General features: G+C 67.2%; 17 protein-coding genes. 9 read left to right on the top strand and 8 right to left on the bottom strand.

The features are described 5' to 3' along the window. The 5 genes from AC6CIE_RS16725 to hisD form a co-directional block, all read right to left on the bottom strand. Complete coding sequence (locus AC6CIE_RS16725) at positions 1-789, bottom strand: HpcH/HpaI aldolase family protein (protein WP_498092971.1); 789 nt, start codon at positions 787-789, stop codon at positions 1-3. 25 nt (positions 790-814) lie between these two features. Continuing rightward, positions 815-1,801, bottom strand: coding sequence for a Bug family tripartite tricarboxylate transporter substrate binding protein (locus AC6CIE_RS16720; RefSeq protein ID WP_498092969.1), 987 nt, complete (start codon positions 1,799-1,801; stop codon positions 815-817). A gap of 81 nt (positions 1,802-1,882) precedes the next feature. Then, the gene (locus AC6CIE_RS16715) at positions 1,883-2,896 is read right to left on the bottom strand and encodes a LacI family DNA-binding transcriptional regulator (protein ID WP_498092967.1); all 1,014 of its coding nucleotides are present in this window, start codon (positions 2,894-2,896) and stop codon (positions 1,883-1,885) included. Further along, a complete protein-coding gene (locus AC6CIE_RS16710; protein WP_498092965.1) occupies positions 2,893-3,660 on the bottom strand; it encodes an SDR family NAD(P)-dependent oxidoreductase in 768 nt (255 codons plus the stop codon). The genes AC6CIE_RS16715 and AC6CIE_RS16710 overlap by 4 nt, the downstream gene beginning before the upstream one ends. Next, positions 3,657-4,976 carry a histidinol dehydrogenase gene (hisD, locus tag AC6CIE_RS16705; protein ID WP_452001925.1) on the bottom strand — a complete coding sequence of 440 codons (1,320 nt, stop codon included), beginning with the start codon at positions 4,974-4,976 and terminating at the stop codon, positions 3,657-3,659. Before hisD ends, AC6CIE_RS16710 begins: the two co-directional genes overlap by 4 nt. Before the next feature lie 283 nt (positions 4,977-5,259). Here hisD and AC6CIE_RS16700 point away from each other — a divergent pair, with 283 nt between their 5' ends. Continuing rightward, a complete protein-coding gene (locus tag AC6CIE_RS16700; RefSeq protein ID WP_498092962.1) occupies positions 5,260-6,441 on the top strand; it encodes an MFS transporter in 1,182 nt (393 codons plus the stop codon). Between the two features lie 80 nt (positions 6,442-6,521). Here the strand turns inward: AC6CIE_RS16700 and AC6CIE_RS16695 are convergent, their stop codons facing one another. Both AC6CIE_RS16695 and AC6CIE_RS16690 read right to left on the bottom strand, forming a co-directional pair. Continuing rightward, positions 6,522-8,156 (bottom strand): thiamine pyrophosphate-binding protein, encoded by a 1,635-nt coding sequence (locus AC6CIE_RS16695; RefSeq protein WP_498092960.1) that lies wholly within the window; start codon positions 8,154-8,156, stop codon positions 6,522-6,524. 29 nt (positions 8,157-8,185) lie between these two features. Further along, positions 8,186-9,079 (bottom strand): LysR family transcriptional regulator, encoded by an 894-nt coding sequence (locus AC6CIE_RS16690; protein WP_367353098.1) that lies wholly within the window; start codon positions 9,077-9,079, stop codon positions 8,186-8,188. Between the two features lie 82 nt (positions 9,080-9,161). On the opposite strand from AC6CIE_RS16690, the gene AC6CIE_RS16685 reads away from it, so the two are divergent. The 8 genes from AC6CIE_RS16685 (at position 9,162) to AC6CIE_RS16650 (ending at position 24,296) form a co-directional block, all read left to right on the top strand. Beyond that, the gene (locus AC6CIE_RS16685; RefSeq protein ID WP_367353099.1) at positions 9,162-10,304 is read left to right on the top strand and encodes a mandelate racemase/muconate lactonizing enzyme family protein; all 1,143 of its coding nucleotides are present in this window, start codon (positions 9,162-9,164) and stop codon (positions 10,302-10,304) included. A 45-nt stretch (positions 10,305-10,349) separates the two neighbouring features. Next, entirely contained in the window at positions 10,350-11,360 is a 1,011-nt protein-coding gene (locus tag AC6CIE_RS16680) for a Bug family tripartite tricarboxylate transporter substrate binding protein (protein WP_498092957.1), read from the top strand. Positions 11,361-11,487: 127 nt separating this feature from the next. After that, positions 11,488-14,271: an autotransporter family protein gene (locus AC6CIE_RS16675; RefSeq protein WP_498092955.1), complete on the top strand. Its 2,784-nt coding sequence runs from the start codon at positions 11,488-11,490 to the stop codon at positions 14,269-14,271. Between the two features lie 155 nt (positions 14,272-14,426). After that, positions 14,427-14,936, top strand: a complete 510-nt coding sequence (locus AC6CIE_RS16670; RefSeq protein ID WP_498092953.1) for a sigma-70 family RNA polymerase sigma factor — start codon at positions 14,427-14,429, stop codon at positions 14,934-14,936. Next, complete coding sequence (locus tag AC6CIE_RS16665; RefSeq protein ID WP_498092951.1) at positions 14,933-15,883, top strand: FecR domain-containing protein; 951 nt, start codon at positions 14,933-14,935, stop codon at positions 15,881-15,883. Before AC6CIE_RS16670 ends, AC6CIE_RS16665 begins: the two co-directional genes overlap by 4 nt. Before the next feature lie 201 nt (positions 15,884-16,084). Next, positions 16,085-18,439 (top strand): TonB-dependent siderophore receptor, encoded by a 2,355-nt coding sequence (locus AC6CIE_RS16660; protein WP_498092949.1) that lies wholly within the window; start codon positions 16,085-16,087, stop codon positions 18,437-18,439. Between the two features lie 65 nt (positions 18,440-18,504). Continuing rightward, on the top strand, positions 18,505-20,568 hold the full coding sequence (locus AC6CIE_RS16655) for a tetratricopeptide repeat protein (RefSeq protein WP_498092947.1): 2,064 nt from the start codon (positions 18,505-18,507) through the stop codon (positions 20,566-20,568). Positions 20,569-20,990: 422 nt separating this feature from the next. Further along, positions 20,991-24,296, top strand: a complete 3,306-nt coding sequence (locus AC6CIE_RS16650; protein WP_498092945.1) for an autotransporter outer membrane beta-barrel domain-containing protein — start codon at positions 20,991-20,993, stop codon at positions 24,294-24,296. An 80-nt stretch (positions 24,297-24,376) separates the two neighbouring features. Here the strand turns inward: AC6CIE_RS16650 and AC6CIE_RS16645 are convergent, their stop codons facing one another. Then, positions 24,377-25,117 (bottom strand): hypothetical protein, encoded by a 741-nt coding sequence (locus tag AC6CIE_RS16645; protein WP_498092943.1) that lies wholly within the window; start codon positions 25,115-25,117, stop codon positions 24,377-24,379. Positions 25,118-25,119: the final 2 nt, after the last annotated feature.

Genomic DNA, 25,119 nt, shown 5'->3' with positions numbered 1-25,119 from the left:
TCAATAGGCGGGCGGCTTCGCCTCGCGTCCCGCCGAAGCGGCCTGCGCCAGCGCGCGCGTGATGATGCTGGTCGACACGTTGGCAAAATAGCGCGCGCCCATGGCCCCGTACTTCTCCTCGTCCTGCGGCGTCAGCGCGATGATGCCGGAACACTTGCCCGCCCCGGCGATCGCGCGCAGTCCGGCCGCGATGGCGCGTTGCACGGGTTCGGCATTCCAGTCGCTGCCGTGGCCCATCGCATGCGCCAGATCGTTGGGTCCGATGAACACCGCATCCACGCCATCCACCGCCGCGATTTCGCCCGCCGCCGCAATGGCCTCGGGCGTTTCGATCATGGCGATGAAGCCGATGCCGTCATTGCTGCGCTGCGTGTGCCCGGCGCCGCCGAAGGCCCCGTAACCGGCCGCGCGCGTGCTGAAGGCGCTGCCGCGGCGGCCCACTGGCGGATAGTGGATCATGCCGGCGAGACACCGTGCCTGCTCGGCGCTTTCCACCATGGGCACCTGCACGGCACTTGCGCCCATGTCCAGGATGCGCGGCAAGTCCTGCTCGAAGCAGCGCACGATCGGCACGATGCCCGTCGCCCGTGCGGCGCGCAGCATGTGCTCGGTCATGCCGAAATCGGCACTGCCGTGCTCGTTGTCGAGGATGATGAAATCAAAGCCGGCGTACGCGCACATCTCGACGATGGCCGGGCTGGGCAATCCGTTGAACAGGCCGCGCAGCGGCTTGCCACTGCGCAGCATGTCCGGCAGGCGGCCGTCCAGCGGGAAGCGGGGGTCGGTCATGCAAGTCTCCTGTGTCGGGGCGGGGTCAGTCGGCCTGGATGCCGGCGTCCTTGATCACCTTGCCCCATTTTTCGATTTCGCTGCGTTGGAACTGCGAAAACTCCGCCGAGCCGCGGCCGTCGGGCGCCACGCCCAGCGTCAGCAGCTTGGCGCGCACGTCGGGGGTGTTGACGATGGCCGCAATCTCGCGTCCCAGGCGCTCCACCACCGGCGCGGGCGTGCCCGCCGGCGCAAAGATGCCCTGCCACGACTGCATCGCAAAGCCCGGCAACCCCAGTTCGGCCAGCGGCTTGACACCCGGCAGATCCGCCAGCGGCGCGGCCGATGTAACGCCCAGCACTTTCACCCGCTTGGCATCAATCATCGGACGCGCGGCCGCGACCGTTTCAAACACCATGTCGATCTGTCCGCCGATCAGGTCCACCATCGACTGCGATCCTCCCTTGTAGACGATCTGGCGCAGGCGCGTATCCGAAATCGATTGAAAGAGCTGCCCCGACAGATGCTGCGACGTGCCCGCGCCGGCCGTGCCGTACGTCAGCCCGTCCGGATCGGCCCGCGCGGCGTCGATCACCTGCTGCACCGTATTGAATGGGCTGTCTGCCCGCACCACCAATGCGTTGCTGACCATGCCCACCAGGCTGACGGGCGTGAAGTCCTTGACCGGGTCATAGCCCAGCGACTTGATGAAGAACGGATTGACGGCATGCGTGGTGATGGTGCCGCCCACGATGGTGTAGCCATCGGGCTCGGCGCGGGCCACCTGTTGTGTGCCCACAATGCCGGACACGCCCGGTTTGTTCTCGACGATGACCGACTGCCCGAGACGAGCGCTCAACTGCTCGGCCATCAGGCGCGCGACGCCGTCGGACACGCCGCCCGGCGAGAACGGCACGATGTATCGGATGTTCTTGGTCGGCCAGGCGGGCGCGCCGCCTTGGGCGTGGGCCATGCTGGCGGTCAACCCGATGGCCGCGAAGGCGGTCAGGGTGCGTACAAAAATGCTGCGCATGCGTTTGTCTCCTGGAGTCGATGAGCGCGGTCTGTGCGCGCTTTCATTGGGTAGTGCCGGAAAAAGGGGAATAGCGAATCTTCAGGGGCCCGCCCGGACCGTCGCGCGTTCAACCAGGCTGCAGGGAATGACGATGTCGCGCGGCCGCAGCTCGGCCTGCATCTGTTCGCGCAGCAGCGCGACGGTAGCGTCCACCATGGGTTCGACCTGCTGACGCACGGTCGTCAGGCGATACGCGCCCCAGGCAGCCTGCGGCACATCGTCAAAGCCCACGACGGCCACGTCTTCAGGCACGCGTAGTCCCAGCTCCTGACGGAGCACGTCAAGCGCCGCAATCGCCATGTGGTCGTTGCCGGCAAACAGCGCGTCCGGCGGGTCGGCGGCAAACATTCGGCGAACCGCGGCCTGCGCCAGATCGAAGTCGTAGTGGCCCACTTCGCGGCAGGCGACGTCGTGGCCCAACTCGGTCAACGCATCCCGGTAGCCCCGTTCGCGTTCGATGCTGGTCGACGAATCCTCCAGCCCCGCCAGAAATCCAAAGCGCCGGTAGCCGCGGTCCGCCAGCAGCCGCGCCACCAGTTGGCCGCCCGCATAGTTGTCGGACGTGACCGAGCTGCTGGCGTGACGTGCCAGACCGCCCAGAATCGAGACCCGATTGAACTGCACCACCGGCACGCCGACTTCTGCGCAACTGCGCGCCACGTTGGACGACAGCATGGCGGAGGCCATGACGATGCCGTCGACCTGGTATTGCAGGATCTCGGCCAGCACGCCGTCGGCCGCCTCGTCCACCTCGGCAATGAACATCAGCACGTGATAGCCCTCTTTCTGCAGCTTTTGCGACAGCCGCTCGATCACCAGCGGATAAAACTGGTTTTCCAGATAGCTCATCACCAATGCGACGATGCGGCTGCGGCGGGTGATCAGGCTACGCGCCAGCGCGTTGGGCCGATAGCCCAGTTTCTGCGCGGCCGCCAGCACCTTGCGCCGCGTCTCTTCGGACACGCTGGCGCCGGGCGTGAACGTGCGGCTGACGGCGGACTGCGACACCTGCGCCAGATCCGCCACGTCCTGCGCGCGGGGCGCGGTCCTCATGCCGCGGTCCATCCTGCGTCCAGCATCAGCGCGCTGCCCGTCACCAGACTGGACGCGTCGCTGGCCAGGAACACAATGGCGCCCATCACTTCGTCCAGACGGCCGACGCGGCCCAGCGCGTTGCGCGCGCAGACCCAGTCCCGAAAACCGGGCTGCTCCAGCATGCCCGCCGTCATCGGCGTTTCGATGAAGGTCGGGCACACGGTGTTCACGCGGATGTTGGCCGCGCCCAACTCCCACGCCAAGGCACGCGTCATGCCTTCGAGCGCGTGCTTGCTGGCGCAATACAGCGTGCGGCGTGGACTGCCCACGTGCCCCATCTGCGACGACACATTCACGATGGACCCTGCACGGCCTTCCTGCAGCAGACGGCGCGATACAGCCCGGCTGGTGTAGAAGGCCGCCTTCACGTTCAGGTCCAGCACGGCGTCGATGTCCTCGTCGGACTGCTCGACCAGCGGCTTGGGACGATTCATGCCCGCGTTGTTGACCAGGATGTCGAAGGGCTCGGCGTCCTCGACCGCCTGGTCCACGGCGGCCGAGTCCGTCACGTCCAGCACCAGCGGCGCACAGCCGATGCCTTCGGCCCGCAAGGCGTCGCACACTTGCGCCAGCTCCGGCTCGCGCCGGGCCGCCACCGTCACATGCGCGCCCGCACGGCCCAGCGCGGCGGCCGCCGCCAGTCCGATGCCGCCGCTGCCGCCCGTCACCAGAGCGCGGCGTCCGTCCAGGCGGAAGTCCGGTCCTTTGGGCAGCGCAATCATGCCTGGGCCTCCACCGGCCGATACCACGGCAGGTCGGGGCGATTGCCATAGCGGCGCACGCGGATGTTGGCCTGCTCGCCGTGGCCCGCAAAATTCTCCATGTGGCACAGGCGCGAGCAATACTCGCCCATCGCCGCGCTGGCCTCGTCCGTCAGCACGCGCTGATAGGTGCAGGTCTTGAGGAACTTGCCCACCCACAGGCCGCCGGTGTAGCGCGCGTTGCGGTTCGTCGGCAGCGTGTGGTTGGTGCCGATCACCTTGTCGCCAAAGCTGACGTTGGTGCGCGGACCCAAAAACAGCGCGCCGTAGTTCGTCATCCGGTTCAGGAAGTAATCGGGATCGCGTGTCATGACCTGCACGTGCTCGAACGCCAGGTCATCGGCCACCTGCAGCATTTCCTCGTCGCTGTCGCAGACGATGACCTCGCCGCAATCGGCCCACGCCTTGGCCGCGATGCCCGCCGTCGGCAGGATCGACAGCTGGCGCTCGACTTCGGCCAGCGTGGTGCGCGCCAGTTGTTCGCTGGTGGTCAGCAGCACCGCAGGAGACGTAGGGCCGTGTTCCGCCTGGCCCAGCAGGTCGACGGCGCACAGCTCGCCATCCACGCTGTCGTCGGCGATCACCAGCGTCTCGGTCGGTCCCGCAAACAGGTCGATGCCCACCCGGCCGTACAACTGCCGCTTGGCCTCTGCCACGAACATGTTGCCCGGGCCGACCAGCATGTCCACGGGCGCCACGCTGGGCGTGCCCACCGCCATCGCCACCACGGCCTGCACGCCGCCCAGCACCAGGATCTCGTCCGCGCCCGCCATGTCCATGGCGGTCACGATGGCCGGATGCGGCTTGCCCTGATACGGCGGCGCCGTGGACACGATGCGCTTGACGCCCGCCACCTTGGCGGTCAGGACGCTCATGTGCGCCGAGGCCAGCAGCGGATACTTGCCGCCCGGGATGTAGCAGCCCACCGCGTTCATCGGCACGTGCTTGTGGCCCAGGACCACGCCGGGATAGGTTTCCACTTCCACATCGCGCATCGAGTCGCGCTGGATCTGCGCAAAGTTGCGGACCTGGCTTTGGGCGAATGCGATGTCCTCGATCTCGCGCGCCGACAACTGCTTGCGCGCCGCGTCGATCTCGGCACGCGACAGGCGGAAGTCCGCCGGGTCCCAGTTGTCGAACTTGCGGCTGTAATCGCGCACGGCGTCGTCGCCACGGGTTTCGATGTCGCGGATGATGTCTTCGACGGTGGCGCGCACCTTGGCGTCGTCGTCGGTCTTGACGGCGGCGGTCCGGCCGCGCTTCAGATAACGGATCATGGTCTCGGGTCCTGCAAGCGTTGAAAGTTCATCGATGCAGGGCACTTTCAAAGCCTTGCATACGTATGCAAATAGGGAGAAACCCGGAGATCGCGCGCACGCCGACCCTTCGCTTCCCCTTGCGCGGGATCGCGGCACAATCGCGAATGCGCTGTCAGGCTGCTGACAGCCGGCCGCCGAGCGCTTTCGCTACACTCACGGAATTCCGCATCGATGACCGCCGGGCCGGCCCACGCGCAAACGCGAGGCGGACGGCAAGCGGCCGTGCTCACGCCCTCCCCTCATGTCGCATCCCGAATCATTCAATCTGAAGCAGATCGCCGTGCCGGCGTTCGGCCCGTCGCTGCTTTACGGCATCAGCAACGGCGCCATTCTTCCCGTGATCGCGCTCACCGCGCGGGAACAAGGCGCGTCGTTTGCGGCCGCCGGTCTCATCGCCGCGCTCATCGGCGTCGGCTCGCTGCTCTCCAACATACCGTCCGCGCTGATCACTGAACGCTTCGGCGAAAAGCGCGCCATGGCCGGCGCCGCGCTGTTGAGCGTAACTGGTCTGCTGCTGGTGATCGGCCTGCCGCATCTCTGGGTGCTGGCGCTGGCCATGCTGATGCAGGGCTGCGCGCAATCGGTGTTCCAGCTGGCGCGCCAAAGCTACATGATCGAGGTCGTGCCGATGACGTACCGTGCGCGCGCCCTGTCCACGTTGGGCGGCACAACCCGCATTGGCACCTTCATCGGCCCCTTCGCGGGCGCAGCGCTGATTCACTTCATGGGGCTGGACGGCGCGTACTGGATCGCCGTCTGCGCCATGCTCGGCGCGGGCTTCATCGCCATCAAGGCGCCCGACATCGAACCCTCGCACGCCAAGGCCGCCGGCGCGCCGCGCGCGCGCATCGGCGAAGTCGCGCGCGACCATCGCGGCGTGTACGCCACGCTGGGCATAGGCGTGATGCTGATCAGCGCGCTGCGCGCGTCGCGCCAGGTGGTGATACCGCTGTGGGCAGACCATCTTGGGCTGGACGCCACGACCACGTCGCTTGTCTACGGCCTGGTCGCGGCCGTCGACATGTCGGTGTTCTATCCCGCCGGCAAGGTCATGGACCAGCGCGGCCGCTTGTGGGTGGCGTTGCCGTGCACGCTGCTGATGGGCTTGAGCCTGATGGCGATCCCGCTGACCAGCGGCGTGACGAGCTTCATCCTGGTGTCGCTGCTGCTGGGCTTCGGCAACGGCATCGGGTCCGGCATCGTGATGACGCTGGGCGCGGATGCCGCGCCGCCCGGCGCGCGCACGCAGTTTCTGGGCATCTGGCGGTTCATGGCCGATCTGGGTGCAAGCGGCGGACCGGTGGCGTTGTCGGCGCTGACGGCGTTGTTGTCGCTGGGCGGCGCGTCGTTTGGCGTGGGAACGTTGGGGTTGGTGGCGGCGGGGGTGTTCTGGCGGTGGCTGCCGCGGCGGGCGTCGGCATAGCGCCCGCCTTCGCTGGCAATGTGCTGATCCGCCAGCCACCCAGAGCGCGCGATTTTCGCGGACACTGACCAGCTCCCCGCTCAATGTCCGCTTGTCGACGCCATCAATCCAGCGTTGAAAACCGGCGCGGCCTCGCCAGCCAGCGATACATTGATGCAAGCTGGCAGACCGCTGTCGGCGGCTCCTTTCAGCGCGTTGGCCAGACCGTCCACGTCGTGGGCTGCAAACCCCGCGCCGCCCAGCGCAGACGCGACGTCGTGATACCGCGCCGTCGGTGAAAGCTCGCAGCCGATCAGCCGCTGCGGACCATAGGTGCGCATCTGGATCAGATGTTCGGCGTTCCAACGCAGGTCGTTGCCGATCACTGCAATGACCGCCGCGCCTTCGCGCACCGCCGTATCCAGCTCCATCAAATGAAACCCGGCGGTGCCGTCGCCCATCATGACGACCACCGTGGCTTCGGGCCGTGCGATCTTCGCGGCGATCGCGTAGCAGACGCCTGCCCCGATCGCGCCGGACATGCCGTTGATGATGCGTACCGGCGCCTGGCAGAACGCCTGCGCCCACTGGCCGAACTCGCCGCCGTCGCAGATCAGGATCGGATCAGGCGCGGACGCCAGGAATGCCTGCACGGTCTCGCACAGCGCGCGCGGGCCCACCGCTCCCTCGACAGGCGCGGACGGCGCCTTGATCGTCCGGCTGCGCAGCGCGTCATCCACCTGTTTTTGCCACGCCAGACGTTCGGCCGAAGCTTGCGCCGCCCGTATCGCGGCTAGCGCCGCAACCGGGTCAGCTTGGAACGCCAGCACCAGACGCTCGCCAAGAAGACGGCTCGCGCGTTCCAGCATCGCGGGATCCGGGTCGATCACCGCGACGCGTGCGTTGGCGCCAAGCGCGCCCGTGCCGCCGAATCCCAGCGTGAAGTCCAGGCACTTTCCCGCCAGCACGATCAGATCCGCGCTTGGCATGATGCCGGCCAACGCGCCCAGCGAAGGATCCTTCAGCCCGCGGGGGCTTTCCATCGGAATGATGCGCAGGCCAAGCGTGGCTTGCGCAGCCGCGCGGGCGGAACGACCATGCGATCGCGCGCTCGTCGGCCCCGCCAATACCAGCGGGCGGCGTGCGGCATTTAGCAGTTCAGCCAGTTGATCCACATACGCCGCATCCAGCGCGACAGCCGGCTGATCTGCCGGCGCCTGCGGCAGATCAGCGAAGCCCGATTCGGCCGTCAGCAGATCAAACGGGAGCGCCACGTGGACGGGACCTAGACGCGGTGCAAGCGCCTGCGTGATGGCATCTTCAAGCGCGGGGCACAGTTCTGCCGCGGACTGCGGACGCACCGACAACTTGGTCAACGGCCGCGTGATGGCGACCTGGTCCAGCTCCTGGAACGCACCCGAGCCGTCCTCCGACACCGACGAATCGCCTGAGATAAGCAGCACCGGGCTCTCCGCCTGCGAGGCCGAGTACAGCGGCGCGAGGCCATTGGTCAGGCCCGGCGCCGCCGTGACCATCGCCACGCCGAGCTCGCCGGTGATCTGCGACCACGCATCGGCCATGAAGACGGCGGCCGCTTCGTGCCGCACATGAACGATGCGGATGCCGGCGTCGATGCACGCGTCGTAGAGCGGCATGATCTGATTGCCGGACAGGCTGAAGATGGTGGTGACGCCCCGTCGGCGAAGCGAGCGAATGATCAATTCAGAACCCAGCACGTACGTCTCCTTGAGATTGCGTTTAGGACTTATGCCACCAGCGCTTGCGACAGCGCCTGCTTCACGAAGCGCGCGCCGCCGCTCATGCCTTTTCCCTGCGGCCATACCAGGCTGAGCGAAAGCGTTCTTCCTGCATTCAGGGGAACCGGGACCAAACCCAAACGGCGGGCATATTCCCCCGTCACGCTCTCCAGCACCGCAGGACCGCACCCTGCATCCGTCAGCGCGCACGCCGCGGAGAACTGCATCACTTCAATCGCGGGGCGGCAGGACAGGCCAGCCTCCTCCAGCACCTGCGCCGTCAGCGCGCCGACCGGAAGGTGGCGGCTGTGACCGATGAACCGCTCCGACGCCAGCATATCCACGGTGACCTCCGGCAGCGACGCCCACGCGTGGTCCGGACGCACGACGCAAACCAGGCCCAGATCCGCGATCTTTTCAAAGTTGGCGTGCTGATGCGCCCCCGCCCCGAGGATGACGCCAAGGTCAATGCGCTGCGCAATGGCCATCTCGACGACTTCAGCGGCCGTTCCCACGCGCAGCACCACAGACAGTAGCGGATCCGCGTCCTGCAGCTGTTTAAGCACTGCAGGCAGCACGCTGGCGCCCGTGGCGGACACCGTGCCGATGATCAGTTGTTCGCGCCGGCGGTTCCCCAGGCTTTGCGCAAGCTTGTCGACGGCATCCAGCGCCGCCAGCGCATGCGTGATCTCCGGCAGCAAGGCTTGCCCCGCCGCCGTCAGCTCCAGCCGTCGGTGGCGCCGCGAAAACAACGTCGCCCCCAACCGGACTTCCAGCTCTTTGAGCATGGCGCTGGCGCCCGGCTGCGTGAGGCTGCACGCCTCTGCGGCCTGGGTCACCGAACCCGTGCGGCAGATCGCGGCCACCAGCTCCATCTCGCGCGGACGTATAAGGGATTTCATATGAAACAGCATTGGCTATGTATTTGACCGTATGCTACTCGAGCTCCAAACTGGACCGATCCCAATCAGCTCGGCATCCATTTTGAAAGTCACTCAGATCAACGGCTACCACCTGGCTTATACACCCCGGGTGCCGCTCGGCAACGCGCGCACGTTCATGCGCAAACGCGAGTTTCTGGCGCTGGAAATCCGCACCGACAACGGGCTTCGGGGATGGGGGGAAGTCTTCTCCTCGCCATGGGCCGCGGCGGCCTTGATCCAGCAGCAGCTTGGCCCGCTGGTGTGCGGCCGGTCTGCGCTCGATCACGGCGCGATCTACGCCGACCTGGTGCCGCGCATCGGCTATGACAAGCGCGGGCCGGCCATGATGGCCATCTCCGCGTTGGACATGGCATTGCATGACATCGCGGCCCGCGCACACGGCGTGAGCATCGCGCAGATGCTGGGCGGCGCGGTGAGGCGTGAACTGCCGTGCTACGCCAGCGGGCCATTCATTGCCGAGGGCGATGACCCCTATGGCAACTATCCCCGTGAGATCGAATCGCTGCTCAGCCAGGGATTCAAGGCGGTCAAGCCGCGCGCGGGTGTCTCTCCGCAGGCGGATGCCGTCATGGCGCAGCACGTGCGCGCGCTGATCGGCCCCGACGCTGACTTCATGCTCGACATGAACCAGGGCTACGGCACGGCGGCGGCGCGTCTGGCCGCTGCGCTGATTGAACCGGCGCGCCCGCTGTGGATCGAAGAGCCCGTCGCGCCGGAGAACCTGGACGGCTACGCCGCCACCGCCCAGGCAACCGCCTGCGCCATCGCCGGCGGTGAAGCCATCGGCAGCCTGGCCGGCTTCGACGCCTTCCTGCGCGCCGGCGCCGTCGGCGTGCTGCAACCGGACCTAGGCGTATGCGGCGGCTTCACGGGCTATCGCAAGGTCGCGGCCCTGGCGGAAAGCCGGGACATCGCCGTCATGCCGCATGCCTTCGGCACCGCCATCAACTTTCTGGCCTCGCTGCAGATCGCGGCGACACAGATGCCGTCGCGCGGCGGCGCGTGGGCCAGCTATCCGTTCGTGGAGTACGACGTGACCGGCAATCCGCTCATCGCGCTGGCCGGCCCGGCGATTCAGTCCAACGGATGTGCGGCGCTACCCGACGGTCCTGGCCTCGGCATGGACTTCACGCCAGACCAGTTCGAACCTTGGACGGTGCGGCACTGGCGCATCGAACCCTGACGCGCCGCCTGCACGCCCCCAATCAAAACCAGAACAGGAGACAACATGCACAACCTCAATGGCAACCGCGCACGGCTGTCGCGCCGCCGCTTTTCCGCAATGCTTGCGGCGCTGGCCCTGCCAGCCGCGTTCGCGCCCCCCGTACATGCCGCTGACGCCTGGCCCAGCCAGCCGATCACGCTGATCGTGCCATTTCCACCTGGCGGCACCACCGACGTCACGGGGCGGATCCTGGCTCGCGCGCTGTCCACGCAGCTCGGCCAATCGGTCATCGTGGAAAACCGCGCGGGCGCCAGCGGCAATATCGGTTCGGCATTTGTCGCACGCGCCAAGCCGGACGGCTATACCTTATTGATGTCCGGCGTGGGTACCCACGCGGCCAACGCTGCCCTGTACGCGTCCATGCCGTACGACCCCCTCAAGGACTTCACCCACCTCAGCAGCGTCACCTCCAGTCCGAACGTCATTGCCGTGAACCCCGAGTTTCCGGCCAAGACGCTCGCGGAACTGGTTAGCCTGCTTCGCCAATCGCCGGACAAATACAACTACGCCAGCCCGGGCGCCGGCTCTTCCGGCAACCTCGCCTTCGAACTCCTGAAACAACGGGCCGACCTGAAGGTGCAGCACATCCCCTACAAGGGCGCCTCGCAGGCGGTGACCGATGTCATCGGCGGGCAGGTCCCCATCCTGGTCATGGTCGCTGACACCCTGGAGCCGCATGTCCGCGCGGGCAAGCTGCGCGTGCTGGCCTCGACCGGCGCCCCAAGAAGCCTGCTCTTTCCGGATCTGCCGACGGTCGCCGAATCCGGCTTTCCGGATTTCGACGCCGTGTCGTGGACGGGGCTGTCCGCGCCTGCTGGCCTGCCGGATGCCATACGCGACCGGCTGGCGCAGGCCACCGGGGCCGCATTGACCGACCCGGAAGTGGTCAAGCCGCTGAAGGCCACCGGCAACGCCGTCACCTTGCGCAGCCCCCAGGATTTCACCGCGTTCATTACCGGCGAGATTCAGAAATGGGCAACGGTCGCCAAAACTGCGGGGTTGAAGATGGACTGATGCGCGTCAGGCCGCCCGAATCCGGTGACGCCCGAACACCCTCACTTCTTAAGATCACGCCGCAAGTTGCCGTAATCGCCCGTAGAGGCGATAGATAACCGATCCCGATACAAAGTGGAGGCATGGCATGGCAAAAGGAGACTTCCGTTTTTCACCCTATGCCCGCGCGCTAGCCGGCCTGTTTTGCACGTTGAGTTGCGTGGCGACCGCGCGCGCGCAGTCCGTCTCGGGCACGGGCGACGTTTTGCCCTCGCCCGTGCAATCTCCCACCTGGCTCGTCGGCGGCGACCTGGTCGTCGGCGAGTCGTCCTTGGGCGTCCTGAATATCGATAACGGCGGTAGGGTAGTCAATGACTGGGCCTACATCGGCAATGCCCTGAGTGGGTTGGGTACGATCAGCGTCTCCGGCGAGGACGGCGCCGGAAACGCATCCACCTGGATCACCGCAGGCGGAACAAACATCGGCACGCAGCTGGGCAGTACCGGCATCATGACGGTCCTGAACGGCGGCGTCGCCTCCGGCGACTGGGCTGTCATCGGCTCGGACGGTGGCAGCCTGGGCAGGGTAACCGTGTCGGACGCGGGCTCGAGCTGGACACTTGCCACCCCCAACGCTTTCCGCGTGGGCTCTGCCGGCCTAGGTACGTTGATCGTCCAGAATGGGGCGGCCGTCCATAGCGGCCAAGCGCTCATCGGCGAGTACAGCGGCGGAAACGGCTCCGTCCTCGTGACCGGACGCGATTCCGTGTGGGATCCCTTCAACAACATCTACGTCGGCTTCGAAGGCACGGGCGAGCTCACCGTCAGCGATGGCGCATCGGTCAGCACCGAGGGGTCGAGCGCTCCGGGCGCCTCGGCCACGCTTTTCATCGGATACCGGGCCGGCAGCACGGGCACCGTCACCGTGTCCAGCGCAACCGCCAATACCGCGACGATCAAGGTGACCGATCGCGTGGACGTAGGCAACAGCGGGACCGGTACGCTCACGATCAGCAAGGGCGGTCTGGTGCGAGCCGACAGCGCCACATGGATCGCCGTTGACAACAGCGCCACCGGCACCCTGAACCTGCAGGGCGATGCCACCGGCCGCGGCATCCTCGAAACGGGCTCGGTCAACAAGGGCGACGGCGGCGCCACCCTGAATCTCGATGGCGGCATCCTGCGTTCCCTGCGCAACACCTCCGATTTTCTGGCGGGCTTCGACACGCAGGCCGTGGGCAGCGAAGGCGCCTGGTTCGACACCAACACGTATGACGTCGGCGTCAATTCGGCCTTTTCCGGCACGTCCAGCCTCAACAAGCTGGGCGCGGGCATCCTGACGCTCACCGCCGACAGCACCGGGTTCTCGGGCATCACGCAGGTGCAGGCCGGGACGCTGCAGGTTGACGGCGCGCTGGGCGGTCCGGTGCAGGTCGACGCGGGCGCGCGGCTGACCGGCACCGGCCGCGTCGGCGCCACCGTCAATCGCGGCACGATCGCGCCGGGTCCGCGCACGGGCTTCGGCACGCTGACGATAGCCGGCGACTACGCCGCCTCCGGCGGAGACCTGAGAATCCGAACCCGTCTCGGCGACGACAACTCGCCCACCGACAAGCTGGTGATCACTGGTGCAACGTCCGGCGCCACGCCGGTCCAGATCACCAACGCCGGCGGCTCGGGCGCCGCCACGCAGCGCGGCATCCAGGTCGTGCAGGTGAACGGACTGTCGGCGGGGCAGTTTCAACTGTCCAATCCCGACTACGTCATCGGCGGCCAGCCGGCCATCGTCGCCGGGGCCTACGGCTACGTCCTGCAGAAGGAATCGTCGGACGGCAACTGGTACTTGCGGTCCTCGCTCAAGGACGTGACGGTCCCCGGACCGGGCACCGATCCAGCACCGGGCACGCCATTGCCCGGTGAGCCAAACCCAGGCGTGCCCACGGCGCCTCCCGGCGGCGGTTCGGCAGGCCCTGACGGTCCCCTGCTCTATCAGCCCGGCATCCCGGTCTACGAGGCCTATGCCAACACGCTGCTGCTTTTGAGCCAGCCTTCCACGCTGCGCCAGCGCGTCGGCAACCGCCAGTACGACCCAGCCGACTCGCGCCGCGACGGCGCCTGGGTGCGGCTGGAAGGCTCGGGCGGCCAGTTCAAGCCTTCCGCCTCCACAACGCTCGAGCGGCTGAACATCGACGGCTGGAAAGCCCAGTTCGGCATCGACCGCGACCTCTATGCCGGACAAGCCGACTCGCGCCTGGTCGCCGGGCTGGCGATGCACTACGGCTCGGCCAACACCCGCGCCTCCTCATCTTTCGGCAACGGCAGCATCGGCACCACGTCCTATGGCTTGGCCACGACACTGACGTGGTACGGCAAGGACGGCGCGTACGTGGACGCCCAGGCGCAGGCAAACCTGTTCGACAGCGACTTGCGCTCGCGCCTCGCGGGAAAGCTGGAAGACGGCCAGAAGGCGCAGGCGTATGTCTTCAGTGTGGAAGGAGGCAAGGCTTTCGCGCTGGATGACGGCTTCGCGTTGGTTCCTCAGGCCCAGTTGAGCTACGTGACGGCCCGCTTCGGCAGCTTCGACGACACGTTCGGCGCACGCATCGACAACAACCGGACCAGCAGCCTGCAGGGACGTGTCGGCCTGGCGCTGGACTACAAGCAATCCTGGCAGGACGCCCGCGGGCGGCAGCAGCAGGCGAACTATTACGGCATCGTCAACGTCAAGCACGAATTCCTGGACGGCAGCCGCATGCACGTGGCGGACGTGCCGGTGGACAGCCGCATGCGGCGCACCTGGACCGGCATCGGTCTTGGCGTGAACCACCGGCACGACGAGCGCTACAACTTCTACGGCGAAGTGGCCGCCGACACCGATTTCGCCGGCAGCTACGCGCTTTCTGCGACGGCGGGCATCCGGATCGCGTTCTAGGCGAGCCACGACAAGGCGGGCGGCTTGCCACCGTCCGCCTTGCCGCTGTGTGGCCCGAGGCCGGCTGCGTCTGTTGCGCACACGCCGCGCTCCCGCGCTTTCCGCCACCCAATTAATAGTATTTCTTATTCGCATTCGGTAGACTGCTGGGCATCTTGCAATCTACCGACTCTCTTTCCCTCCCCGCAGTCGAGCAGCTTTATCGCCATCACCATGGCTGGCTGCAAGGCTGGCTGCATCGCAAGCTGGGCGACAGCGGCGACGCGGCCGATCTGGCGCAGGACACGTTCGTGCGGCTGATGGCCGCGCGCCGGCCGCCGGTGCTGCGCGAGGAGCCGCGCGCGCTGATCACGCATATTGCCAAGGGCCTGCTGATCGACCATTGGCGCCGCCGCGCGGTGCAGCAGGCCTATCTGGACGCCATCGCGCACCTGCCCGAGCCGCAGGTGCCATCTCCGGAAACGGGCCTCATGATCGTGCAGACGCTGGTGGCGATCGACGCCATGCTGCAGCGCCTGCCCGCTGCCACGCGCGAGATGTTCCTGCTGGCGCAACTGGACGGACTGACGCTGCAGGAAATCTCCCAACAAACTGGCAAACCCGTGATCACCGTGCGGCGCCATCTGCGCAAGGCCTTGATGGCGTGCATGACGGCCGCCGCATGAGCGCGCCGGGCGACCTGTTGCTGGAGGAAGCGGCCGACTGGGTGATCCGGCTGCGCTACGAGCCCGCCGACGCGGCCACGCAACGGACATTTGAACGTTGGCTGGCGCAGGGCGAGGCCCACGCGCAGGCTTGGGTCCGCGCCGAGCAGGTGCTGGGCGCGTTCGAAGGCCTGCCCGCCCACATCGGCCATCGCGTGCTGCGCGAGACCCGCAAGCGTCAGGGCCGCCGTGCCGTACTGCGCGCGGCGCTGGGGCTGGGTGTACTGGCGCCGGCCGGCTGGATGGCCTGGCGCGAGGCACCCTCCTGGCGCGCCGACCTGCGCACCGCCGCGGGCGAACAACTGACACGTCAGCTCGACGACGGCACGCGGCTGGTGTTGAACAGCGGCAGCGCCGTCGACCTGCGCTACGGCGCGGGCGAACGCCGTCTGGTGCTGGTGGCCGGCGAGGTGCTGGTGACCACCGGCCAGGAATCGCAGGCCGCCTACCGGCCCTTCGTGGTGCAGACCCCGCAGGGCGAGGTGCAGGCGCTGGGCACGCGCTTCTCGGTGCGTCTGATCGACGACCGCACCGAGGTCATGGTGTTCGAGCATGCCGTGGTGGCGCGCCCCGCCAATGGCACGCCCCTGCGCATCGACGCCGGCCAACGTGGCAGCTTCACGCTGGGTCAGCCCGGCGCGCTGGCCCCCGTGGACGACAGCGCAGCGCTCTGGGAGCAAGGCATGCTGGTCGTGCGCGACCAGCGGCTGGCCGACGTGGTGGCCGAGCTGGCGCGCCATCGCCCGGGTTTTCTGCGTTGCGCGCCAGAGGTCGCGGACTTGCGGGTCTCCGGCGCACTGTCGCTGCGCGATACCGATGCGGCACTGCAGGCCTTGGCCGAACGCCTGCCGATCGCCGTGCAACGCGTCACCCGCTACTGGCTATCGGTCGGTCCGGCCGGCGCTTGAGCCAGCGCCGGGAAAAATATTTTGCGTCGAGGTGATCACTTTTTCGTTGTCGTGCGGAGTAGGAAGTAAGACCGCATCAAGGGGATGCGGGCGCTTCTTGCTTGACGATGAAAGGATGAAAGAGTGATGGCACGTGTACGCGCAGCGCGGGGCAGAGGATCCCGCAAGGCAATGATCTGGACGGCGCTCTGGTGCACGGCCATGGCAAGCGCCACCGCGGGCGCACAGTCCGCGGCCCAGACCGGCGCGGCGCCGGCCTCCCAGATGCGTACCGTCGCAATCGGCGCGGGCTCGCTCGACGCCGTGCTGGCGCGCTACGCGGCCGCCGCCGGTGTGCAGATCGTCTACGACCCCGCCTGGCTCGCCGGCCGCCAAAGCCCGGGCATCTCTGGCGAGATGAACGTTCAGCAAGGCTTCGACCGCCTGCTCGCGGGCACCGGCTACCGTGCCGTGCCCAGCGCTGCCGGCACCTACGCGCTGCAGGCCGTGCCGCAAGGCGGCGTCACGCAACTGGCGCCCGTCACCGTCACCGGGGCGGCCGAGCGCGCCACCAGCGAAGGCACGGGCTCGTACACCAGCAATGCCGTCACCATCGGCAAGGGCACGCAGACGCTCAAGGAAATTCCGCAGTCGGTGTCCGTCGTCACGCGCCAGCAGCTCGACGACCAAAACCTGAACAGCCTCTCGGACGCGATGCGCAACGTCACCGGCATGACCGTCGAGACGCTATCCAGCGGCGGCAATATTTCCGGGTTCATCTCTCGCGGCTACTCGCTCGATTCGATCCAGGTGGACGGCATGCGCGCCCCGGCCGGCGCGGGCAACCTGTCGGCGGGCTTCGACCTTGCCATCTACGATCGCATCGAAGTGCTGCGCGGCCCCTCCGGGCTCTACCAAGGGACCGGCGAGCCCGGCGGCAGCGTAAATCTGGTGCGCAAGCGCCCCATGCAGGAATTCGCCTTTGGCGCGCAGGCCAGCGTCGGGTCTTGGGACTACTACCGCGCCGTGGCCGATCTGAGCACGCCGTTCGATAGCGAAGGCAAGGTCCGCGGCCGCTTCATTGCCGCCTACGAAGACCGCGGGTCCTTCGTCGACCGCGTCAGTTCCGAGCGGCCCACGCTCTACGGCATCGTCGAGGCCGACCTGACATCCGCCACGACGCTGGCGGCTGGCATCACGCACCAACGCTCCCGCGTTACGCCGGCATTCGGCTTGCCCGCGTACGCCGACGGCTCGCTGCTCGACGTGCGCCGCGGCACCAATCTCAGCGCCGAATGGAACCGCATCGAAGAAGAAACCACCGAGGTCTTTGCCGATCTGGAACACCGGCTGGATGGCGGCGGCTCCATGAAGGCAAGCGTCTTTCATCGCGACACCGACACCCCGACGCGCGTGACCACCTGGCCCAACCGCGCCGTCGATCCGGTCACCGGAGACACCAACCTCATCGCCTGGTCGTACCGCAACCACTGGAAAACCACGGGCGCGGATGCGCACGTGAACCTGCCGTTCGAGGCTTTCGGCCGCGAGCACAGCGTGCTCGTGGGCGCCGACTACAGCTATACGCGCAAGCAATTCAACTACGGCGGCGGCACGATCTTCCCGACCAACGTGAATGACCCGGTCATCGACATGCCACAGCCCGAGATGGAACAGGTCAACGGCAACGACGGCCGCACCAGCGAATTCGGCCTGTACACGCGCGCGAACATCCAGGCGACCGATCATCTGAAGGTCATCGCGGGCGCCCGCCTGTCGTGGTGGAAGAACGACGCACGCAACGCCAACCAGTACTTCGGCGACTTCAGCCAGGCGACGACGCGCATCGACGCGCGCCCCTCTCCGTATGCCGGCGTGGTGTACGAACTGACGCCGCAGCTCTCCGCCTACGCCAGCTACACCAGCATCTTCCAGCCGCAGACCGAAATCGATGCGCAAGGCAGCACGCTGTCGCCGCGCGTGGGACGCCAGATCGAAACGGGCGTCAAAGGCGCGTTCATGGACGGCGCGCTCAACGCGCATGCCGCCCTGTTCCAGATCGTGGACCGCAACCGGGCAATGAGCGACCTGAACAACCCGATGTATTCGGTGGCCGCGGGCAAGGTGCGCAGCCAGGGCTTCGAGACCGAGATCAGCGGATCGCCGCTTCCCAACTGGGACATCGTGGCTGGCTACGCCTACACGCAGACCAAATACCTGGAAGCAAGCCAAGCTCAGGAAGGACTGTCGTACAGCACGATCACCCCGCGTCACGCCATCAACCTCTGGACCCGCTACCGCTTCGCCCAGCCGGCGCTGGAAGGCTTCAGCGTCGGCACGGGCGTACGCTGGAACAGCGGCAACTACCTGCAAAGCGGCAACGTGCGTTGGGATCAGGGAAGCTACGCGCTCGTCTCGGCCCAGATCGGCTATCGATACAACCGCCACGTCGAAGGCACGCTCACCGTCGACAATCTGTTTGACCGCAAGTATTACGAAAAGCTTGGCGGCGCCTCGCGGCAAAACTACTACGGCCAGCCGCGCAGCGTGATGCTGACGGTGCGGTATCAGTATTGAGGCACTAGAATCTGCGCTTCACGTTTCCCTTCAGGCCGCCCTGAGCGGCGGCCGCTGGTCTCACCATGGCCCCCAAGCCCGCACCGCCCACGCCGACGACAGGCGAGCTGCTTTCCCTGCCTGAAGCCCTGCGACAGGCCCATGCCCACTGGAGCGCCGGGCAGGCGGCCCAGGCGGAAATCCTCTGCCGGCGCATTCTGGCCGCGTCGCCGGGACAGGCCGATGCCTCCCATCTGCTGGGCCTGATCGCGCATACGCACGGCCAACCGGCGCTGGCACTCGACCTGCTGCGGCACGCTTGCAAGACCGACGCCGCGCCCGCGGTCTACTTCGGCAACCTGGCCGAAATCTGCCGGCAGCAAGGTTTGCTCGCTGAAGGCGAGGCCGCCGCGCGCCATGCCACGCAACGAGAACCCGGGCTGGTCATGGCGTGGAACAACCTGGGCATCATCCTGCAGGAGTCCGGGCGCCACGCCGACAGCGTCGATTGTCTTGAGCGGGTGGCGAAACTTCAACCGCACAGTCCGGAAGCCTTCAACAACCTCGGCAACGCGTACACGGGCGTGAATCGCCTGGACGAAGCGCGCCAGCGCTACATCCAGGCGCTCGCATTGCGCGGCGACTACGCCGAGGCGCACAGCAACCTCGCCTTCGTGCTGCGCGAACTAGGCGATTACGACGCCGCGGCAAACGCCGGGCAGCGCGCCATCGAATGCAACCCGCGCCTGGCGAACGCGTACATCAATCTGGCGGAAATCGAAGCGGCGCGGTCGCGGCCCGCAACAGCGCTGCAATGGACCGAAGCGCTGCTGACCTTCGCGCCCAGCCACCCGCAGGCGCTCGAACTGCGCACGCGCTTGCGGACGGCATGCGGCTCGCAGGCAGCACCAGGCGAAGCGCTGGCGGCGTCGACGGACGCGGCGCCAGTTGGGGCACACCCGGCCGCAGCAGCCGCCCCAGGCGCTGCGCTGGCGCAAGACTTGGAAGACTTGGCGCGCCACGTCCGCGATCTGCTGACTGAGCGACAGAACGCCGAAGCCGAGCGGCTACTGCGCGAGAACATGGACCCGCGCGGCGCGCCCGCCGCACTTTGGCGCCTTCTCGGTCTGGCAGTGAAATTTCAAGGGCGCGTCCAGGAAGCCGCTGACATTCAGACCATGCTCGCCAAAGCCATGCCCGGCAACCTGTCCGCCCGATTCGACCTGGCCGAAACGCGCTTGCTGCAAGGGGATTTCGAGCGCGGCTGGCCGGAATACCGTTGGCGCTACAGCCTTTCCCATACCGCGGCGATGGACCGCAAGGTGCAGCGGCCGCGCTGGGACGGCAGCCGCATCGCGGGTCAGACGCTGCTCATTCATGACGAGCAGGGGTACGGCGACACGCTGCAATTCATGCGCCTGATCGACGCGGCCCGGACCCGCAGCGGCGCGCGTGTCGTGCTGGAAGTCCATCCCGACCTGCTGTCCTTCGCCCGGCGCCTCGTCGGCCCGGACGCCTTCCCGCGCGGACAGATCCCCCCGCCGTTCGACCAGCACTGCGAACTGATGTCCCTGCCCATGGCGATCGGCCTGCGCATGGCCGACCTGCCGGGCCAGGTCGGCTACCTGTCGGCCGATGCGGCCCGCGTCGAGAAATGGCGCAAGCGGCTGGCCGGCTTGCCACGGCCATGGGTGGCGCTGGCCTGGGCAGGCAGACCCACGCATTCGAACGACGCCAACCGGTCTCTTGCCCTGGCAGACATGGCGCCCCTGGCCGTGCCCGGCATCACGTACCTGGCCATCCAGAAAGGCCCTGCCGCGGCCCAGGCCGCCACGGCCCCGGCCGGCATGAACATCGTGCCGCTGGATGCCGAGATCGCCGACTTTGAGGACACCGCCGCGGTCCTGGCGCTGGCCGATCTGCTCGTCTCGGTCGACTCCTCGCCCGTGCATCTGGCCGGCGCATTGAATCGGCCCGCCTGGGTGCTGCTGCCTTTCCTGCCCGACTGGCGCTGGCTGTTGCAGCGGTCTGACTCCCCCTGGTATCCGTCGCTGCAATTGTTTCGCCAGCCCGCGCCGGGCGATTGGAAGCGGGTCATGCACGACGTGGGCCAGGCGCTGGCAACCCGGTTTCACCGCGGCCAGGTCTGAACATGCGGGCGCAACCGGCGCCCAAGCCGGCGCGCCCGAAGTATCAACCGGAAAAAGGCCTGAATCTCGGCATTATTGCGGCCTTTGAGACCGCGGCATCGCCAGTAATGTGCGGGGTGAGATAGTACGCCCCAGCAAAAGGCCGCCTGTCTAGCCTCATACCCTGGCACCGGTCGCGCGGATAGTCCATAGCTCCAACGGTTGCCGCACATTCCAACCGAAGTCGCCCCAGGCGGGAGCTTGCCTTGAAGCTGAAACACCGAAAAAAACGTACCCCCTCTTTTCCCGTGGCATCCGCGCGAGCCGGCTCGAGGGCGGCGCCTGCCCGGTCGACGCAAATTCTGTCGGGTGTTTCCCTCGTGGCCGCCAGCCTGCTTCCCGGCATGGTCCATGCAGCGGGGTGCCTCACATTTGGGAACAATGTGACGCTCTTCGGCTCCACCGACTGCATCGAATGGACAGGCGGTAACTTTACGGTCACCGGGACCGGCACGCTCTCCGGCGCCGACATCGGTCTGCAAGCCTCCGGCACCAGCCCCGGCCGCACGCTGACGAACTCCGGCACCATCGTTGGCACACTGGCGGGCATGCAGAACGACGGCGTTCTGGCTCAGGTGCAAAACAATGGTTTGATCTGGTCCACCGGAACGGGCATCACCGTGGCCGGCATCCGGAATACGGGATCCGGAAGCATCACCAGCGTGGTCAACAACACGGGCGGCTCCATCGCCGGCGCACGTGCCGGGATCTTCAATGAGGGCAGCATCGCCACGATCAGCAATGCCGGGATGATCAGCAGCAACAGTTCCTTCGGAGGGACGATTGCAGCCATCTGGAACGACGGCGGAACGATCAGCAACCTGACCAACACCGGCACCTTGCAAAGCGCCAAGATCGGCAGTTTCCTCGCGGGGTTCGGTGTGGTCACCGAAAATGGCGCCATCGAAACGCTGCAAAACGATGGGACCATCGTCGGCCAGCTAGGCATCCTGGCTCAGGACAACGCCCGGTTAGGCACGCTCACGAATTCCGGGACCATCTCTGGCGACATCGCAGGCATCTTCATGGATGCCAGCACGGCGGGCACCATCACCAACATGGGCCTGATTGTGGGTGCGCCCAGCAGCGCAATGGGCGGGTCGTTCGATGCCGGCATCTACCTGTCCCGCGCCAGCAGCGTAAGCCTGCTCGCCAATAGCGGCACCATCACCGGCCGGAATGCGGCGATTCAGCTCGATAGCAACAGCTATATCAGTACGATCACCAACAGCGGCCTCATCGCGGGCGACCTGACCTCCGCCAGCGCCATCCCCCTCGCTATCGCAGGCGGCAGCGGCAACGTCTTCGGCACCCTTACCGGCGCAAGCGGCGGCCTGGGCGCGGCCGACAAAGGCCTCATCAAGGTGACGGGCGCAAACCTGGTGTTTTCGGGCGGAAACCTGCTGCTGAACAACGACATCGCTGCGGTGGGCCGTTCCGTCATCAACACCGGCGCGACCCTTCAGATCAACAACCCCATCACCGTCACGGGCGACTATTCGCAGACCGGCGGCGGACTGGCCTTCAATGTCGTCGACACCAGCAGCTATGGCTACCTGGACGTGAACGGCTCGGCGGCCATCAGCAGCGCGGCGATCAGCCTGGGGGGCACGGGTTTGGCCAATGGCCAGTCCTACACGGTCGTGCGCCCGACCGGGTCCGGCACCTATGCCAACAACACGGCTTTCGTTTCCACCAACAACGGCCTGCTCGCCCAACTGAGCGACGTGAACGGCGCGCTGACCGTGACCATCGCGCCCGACGCCCAGACCCACTACTGGGACGGCGCCAACACCGTGGCCGACGGCACGATTGCCGGCGGCTCCGGCACCTGGACGGCCAATGGCAAGAACTGGACCTCGACCGACGGCGCCGCCAACGGCCAGCTCGACCTGATCGACGTGCGGCCCGTGTTCGGCGGCACGGCGGGCACCGTGACGGTCGACGCCAGCCACGGCGCAATCGCCGTGAATGGCATGCAGTTCTCCACCGATGGCTACCGCGTCACCGGCGACGTCATCGGGCTGGCGGCGGCCACCTCGGCCATCGAGGTCGATGCCAACGCCACCGCCATCATCGATTCCACGCTGAACGGCAGCGGCGCGCTGGCCAAGACCGGCAGCGGCATGCTGATCCTGAACGGCGTGAACACCTACTCGGGCGGCACCTCGGTGTCCGCGGGCACGCTTGAGATCGGCGATGCCGCGCATCCCACTGCCAGCATCCTGGGCGACGTGGCCGTCGGCAGCGCAGGCACACTGCGCGGGCACGGCTCCATCGGCGGCAATGTGACCAACGACGGTATCGTGCGTCCGGGCGGCTCCATCGGCACGCTGACGATCCTGGGCAATTACACGCAGTCCCCGACCGGCACGCTGTTCATCGACGTCAGCCCCACCGCTGCTTCGCAACTGAAGGTGAGCGGCACCGCCACCCTGGCCGGCACCCTGAACGTGCTGTACGGCCCGGGCACCTACAGCGCGACATCCTTCCGCATCGTCGACGCGGCCAGCGTCACCGGCCGTTTCGCGTCCGTGACCAGCAACGCGCCGGCCGAACTGGCGCAAAGCGTGCAGAACCTGGCCGACGGCAGCACCCTCACCCTGGCCGCCAGCGGCACGGATACTGGCGGTGGCACGGATACTGGCGGTGGCACGGATACCGGCGGCGGTACGGACACCGGCGGCGGCGCCGACACCGGCGGCGGCACGGACACTGGCGGCGGGACCGTCGTCATCGCCCCCACCAACGCCACGATCTTCGGCGCTGTCGCCTCGGCCGCCATCCGCGAAGGCCAGCGCGTGAACGACACGCTGCTCGCGCGCCTGGGCCAGGATTGCGCGGACGCCGCGACGCCCGCCAATTGCGCGCGCCCCGGCCGCCAAGCCTGGGCCCAGATCGTCTCCAACAGCGTCAACGTGCGCGGCAACGACGAAGCCCCCAGCTACAAGGATCGCCATTACGGCTTTCTGGCCGGCCTGGATCAGCAGGTTGGCGCATGGACGGTCGGCGTCGCGGGGGGCTACAGCCACGTCGACGTGACCGAGGATGAGGCAACCGGCAAGATCGACACCCTGCGCATCGCAGGCTACGGCAGCCGCCGCGTGGGCGCCGTCACCATCGCCGCGACGGTTGGCGCCGCCTACGACTTCCTCCAGACGCGCCGGTCCTTCCCCGGCCCGGGCAAGGCCCGGGGCGACTCGGACGGCCAGGAAATCACGGCCGGCCTGCAAGCCAGCCTGCCGCTGGCTGCCGGCCCGCTCACGATCACGCCCCGTCTCGGCCTGCGCTATCAATACCTGCACACCGAACGCTTCAGCGAAACGGGTTCGACCAGCCAGAATCTGGATGTCGGCGCCCAGGACTTCAACAGCCTGCAGCCCTATGCGCAACTCGTCGTGGGCCTGCCCTTCAACATGAAGTCGGACAAGCCTGCCCTCGTCGAAGCCCGCGTCGGTTACGCCTACGAAACCCTCGACGCCAACCGCGAGTTCCGTGCTACGGCGAGCGACGGCACCGGCTTCACGCTGCCCGGCGTGGCGCCTTCGCGCGGCATGTTCTCGGCGGGCCTGGGCCTGACGCTGCCCGTCAGCAAGGCCATGGACCTGACCGCCAGCTACGACCGCCTGTTCGACACCGGCAACGTGTCGGGACAGACGTTCCAGTTGCAAGCGTCGTACCGGTTCTAAAGCGCGGCGGCATTCGGGATTTCAGCCGCCCCGGCAAGCAACAAGGCCCACGCAATTGCGTGGGCCTTGTCGCTTTGAATTCAGGCAAACGCCCGCTTCGCCGTCCGCCGGCTCCGTCGGCGATACCACCACGTCAGCCCTGCCCATATGAGCGCCCACGCGCCCAAAATCGCGGCATAGAACGGCCAGAAAATGAAGGCGGAAACGTCATCCCACCCCGGCGCCGTACGCTTCAACCCGATGGGCGCGCTGATCTCCAGTTCGATCTGCTCGCCTTGAAGCGCTGGTCCAACCTCTTCCACCGTGAAGGTCAGATCCGACGCCCCCTTCGCCAGCATCGGAAATCCCGGCGCGGTCTCAAGCTGCGCGCCGTCGGCATGGCTTTCAGGCCAGAGCTTGCGATAGAAATGCGTGGCGCTGGAGCCACTGCGCGGCGCCGCGCTCACCACGATGTCCAGCCCCTTGCCATCGCGCACGCGGATTCGCACCGGCTCTCCGGGATTAACGTTGCGCGGCTTCGCGTCCGGCGCACCGATGCGCGTCGCGGGATCTCCCAGTTCAGGTCGGTCCCGGCCCATCGGACCACCGAATCGCGCCTCCATCCACAGCGGCGCTTCGCGGATGCGGTAAACCTCGGCCCGCGCCGTCTGGCCGGCCGTCAGCATGATCGGCGTCAGCGTCGCGTCGGCGGATGGTATGTAACGCCCCATACCAAATGCGAACCACCCCATGGCGGCCAGCCAAAGCCCCCAACCCACCGCCAACGACATTTTGAAAATCGCGCGCCACATATCAAGACTTCCCGGATTTGCGAGCGTCACAG

The organism is Achromobacter sp. GQ309 (assembly GCF_059759315.1).
The sequence above is the reverse complement of the archived record's forward strand: the minus strand, read 5'-3'. Positions and strand labels throughout refer to the sequence as shown.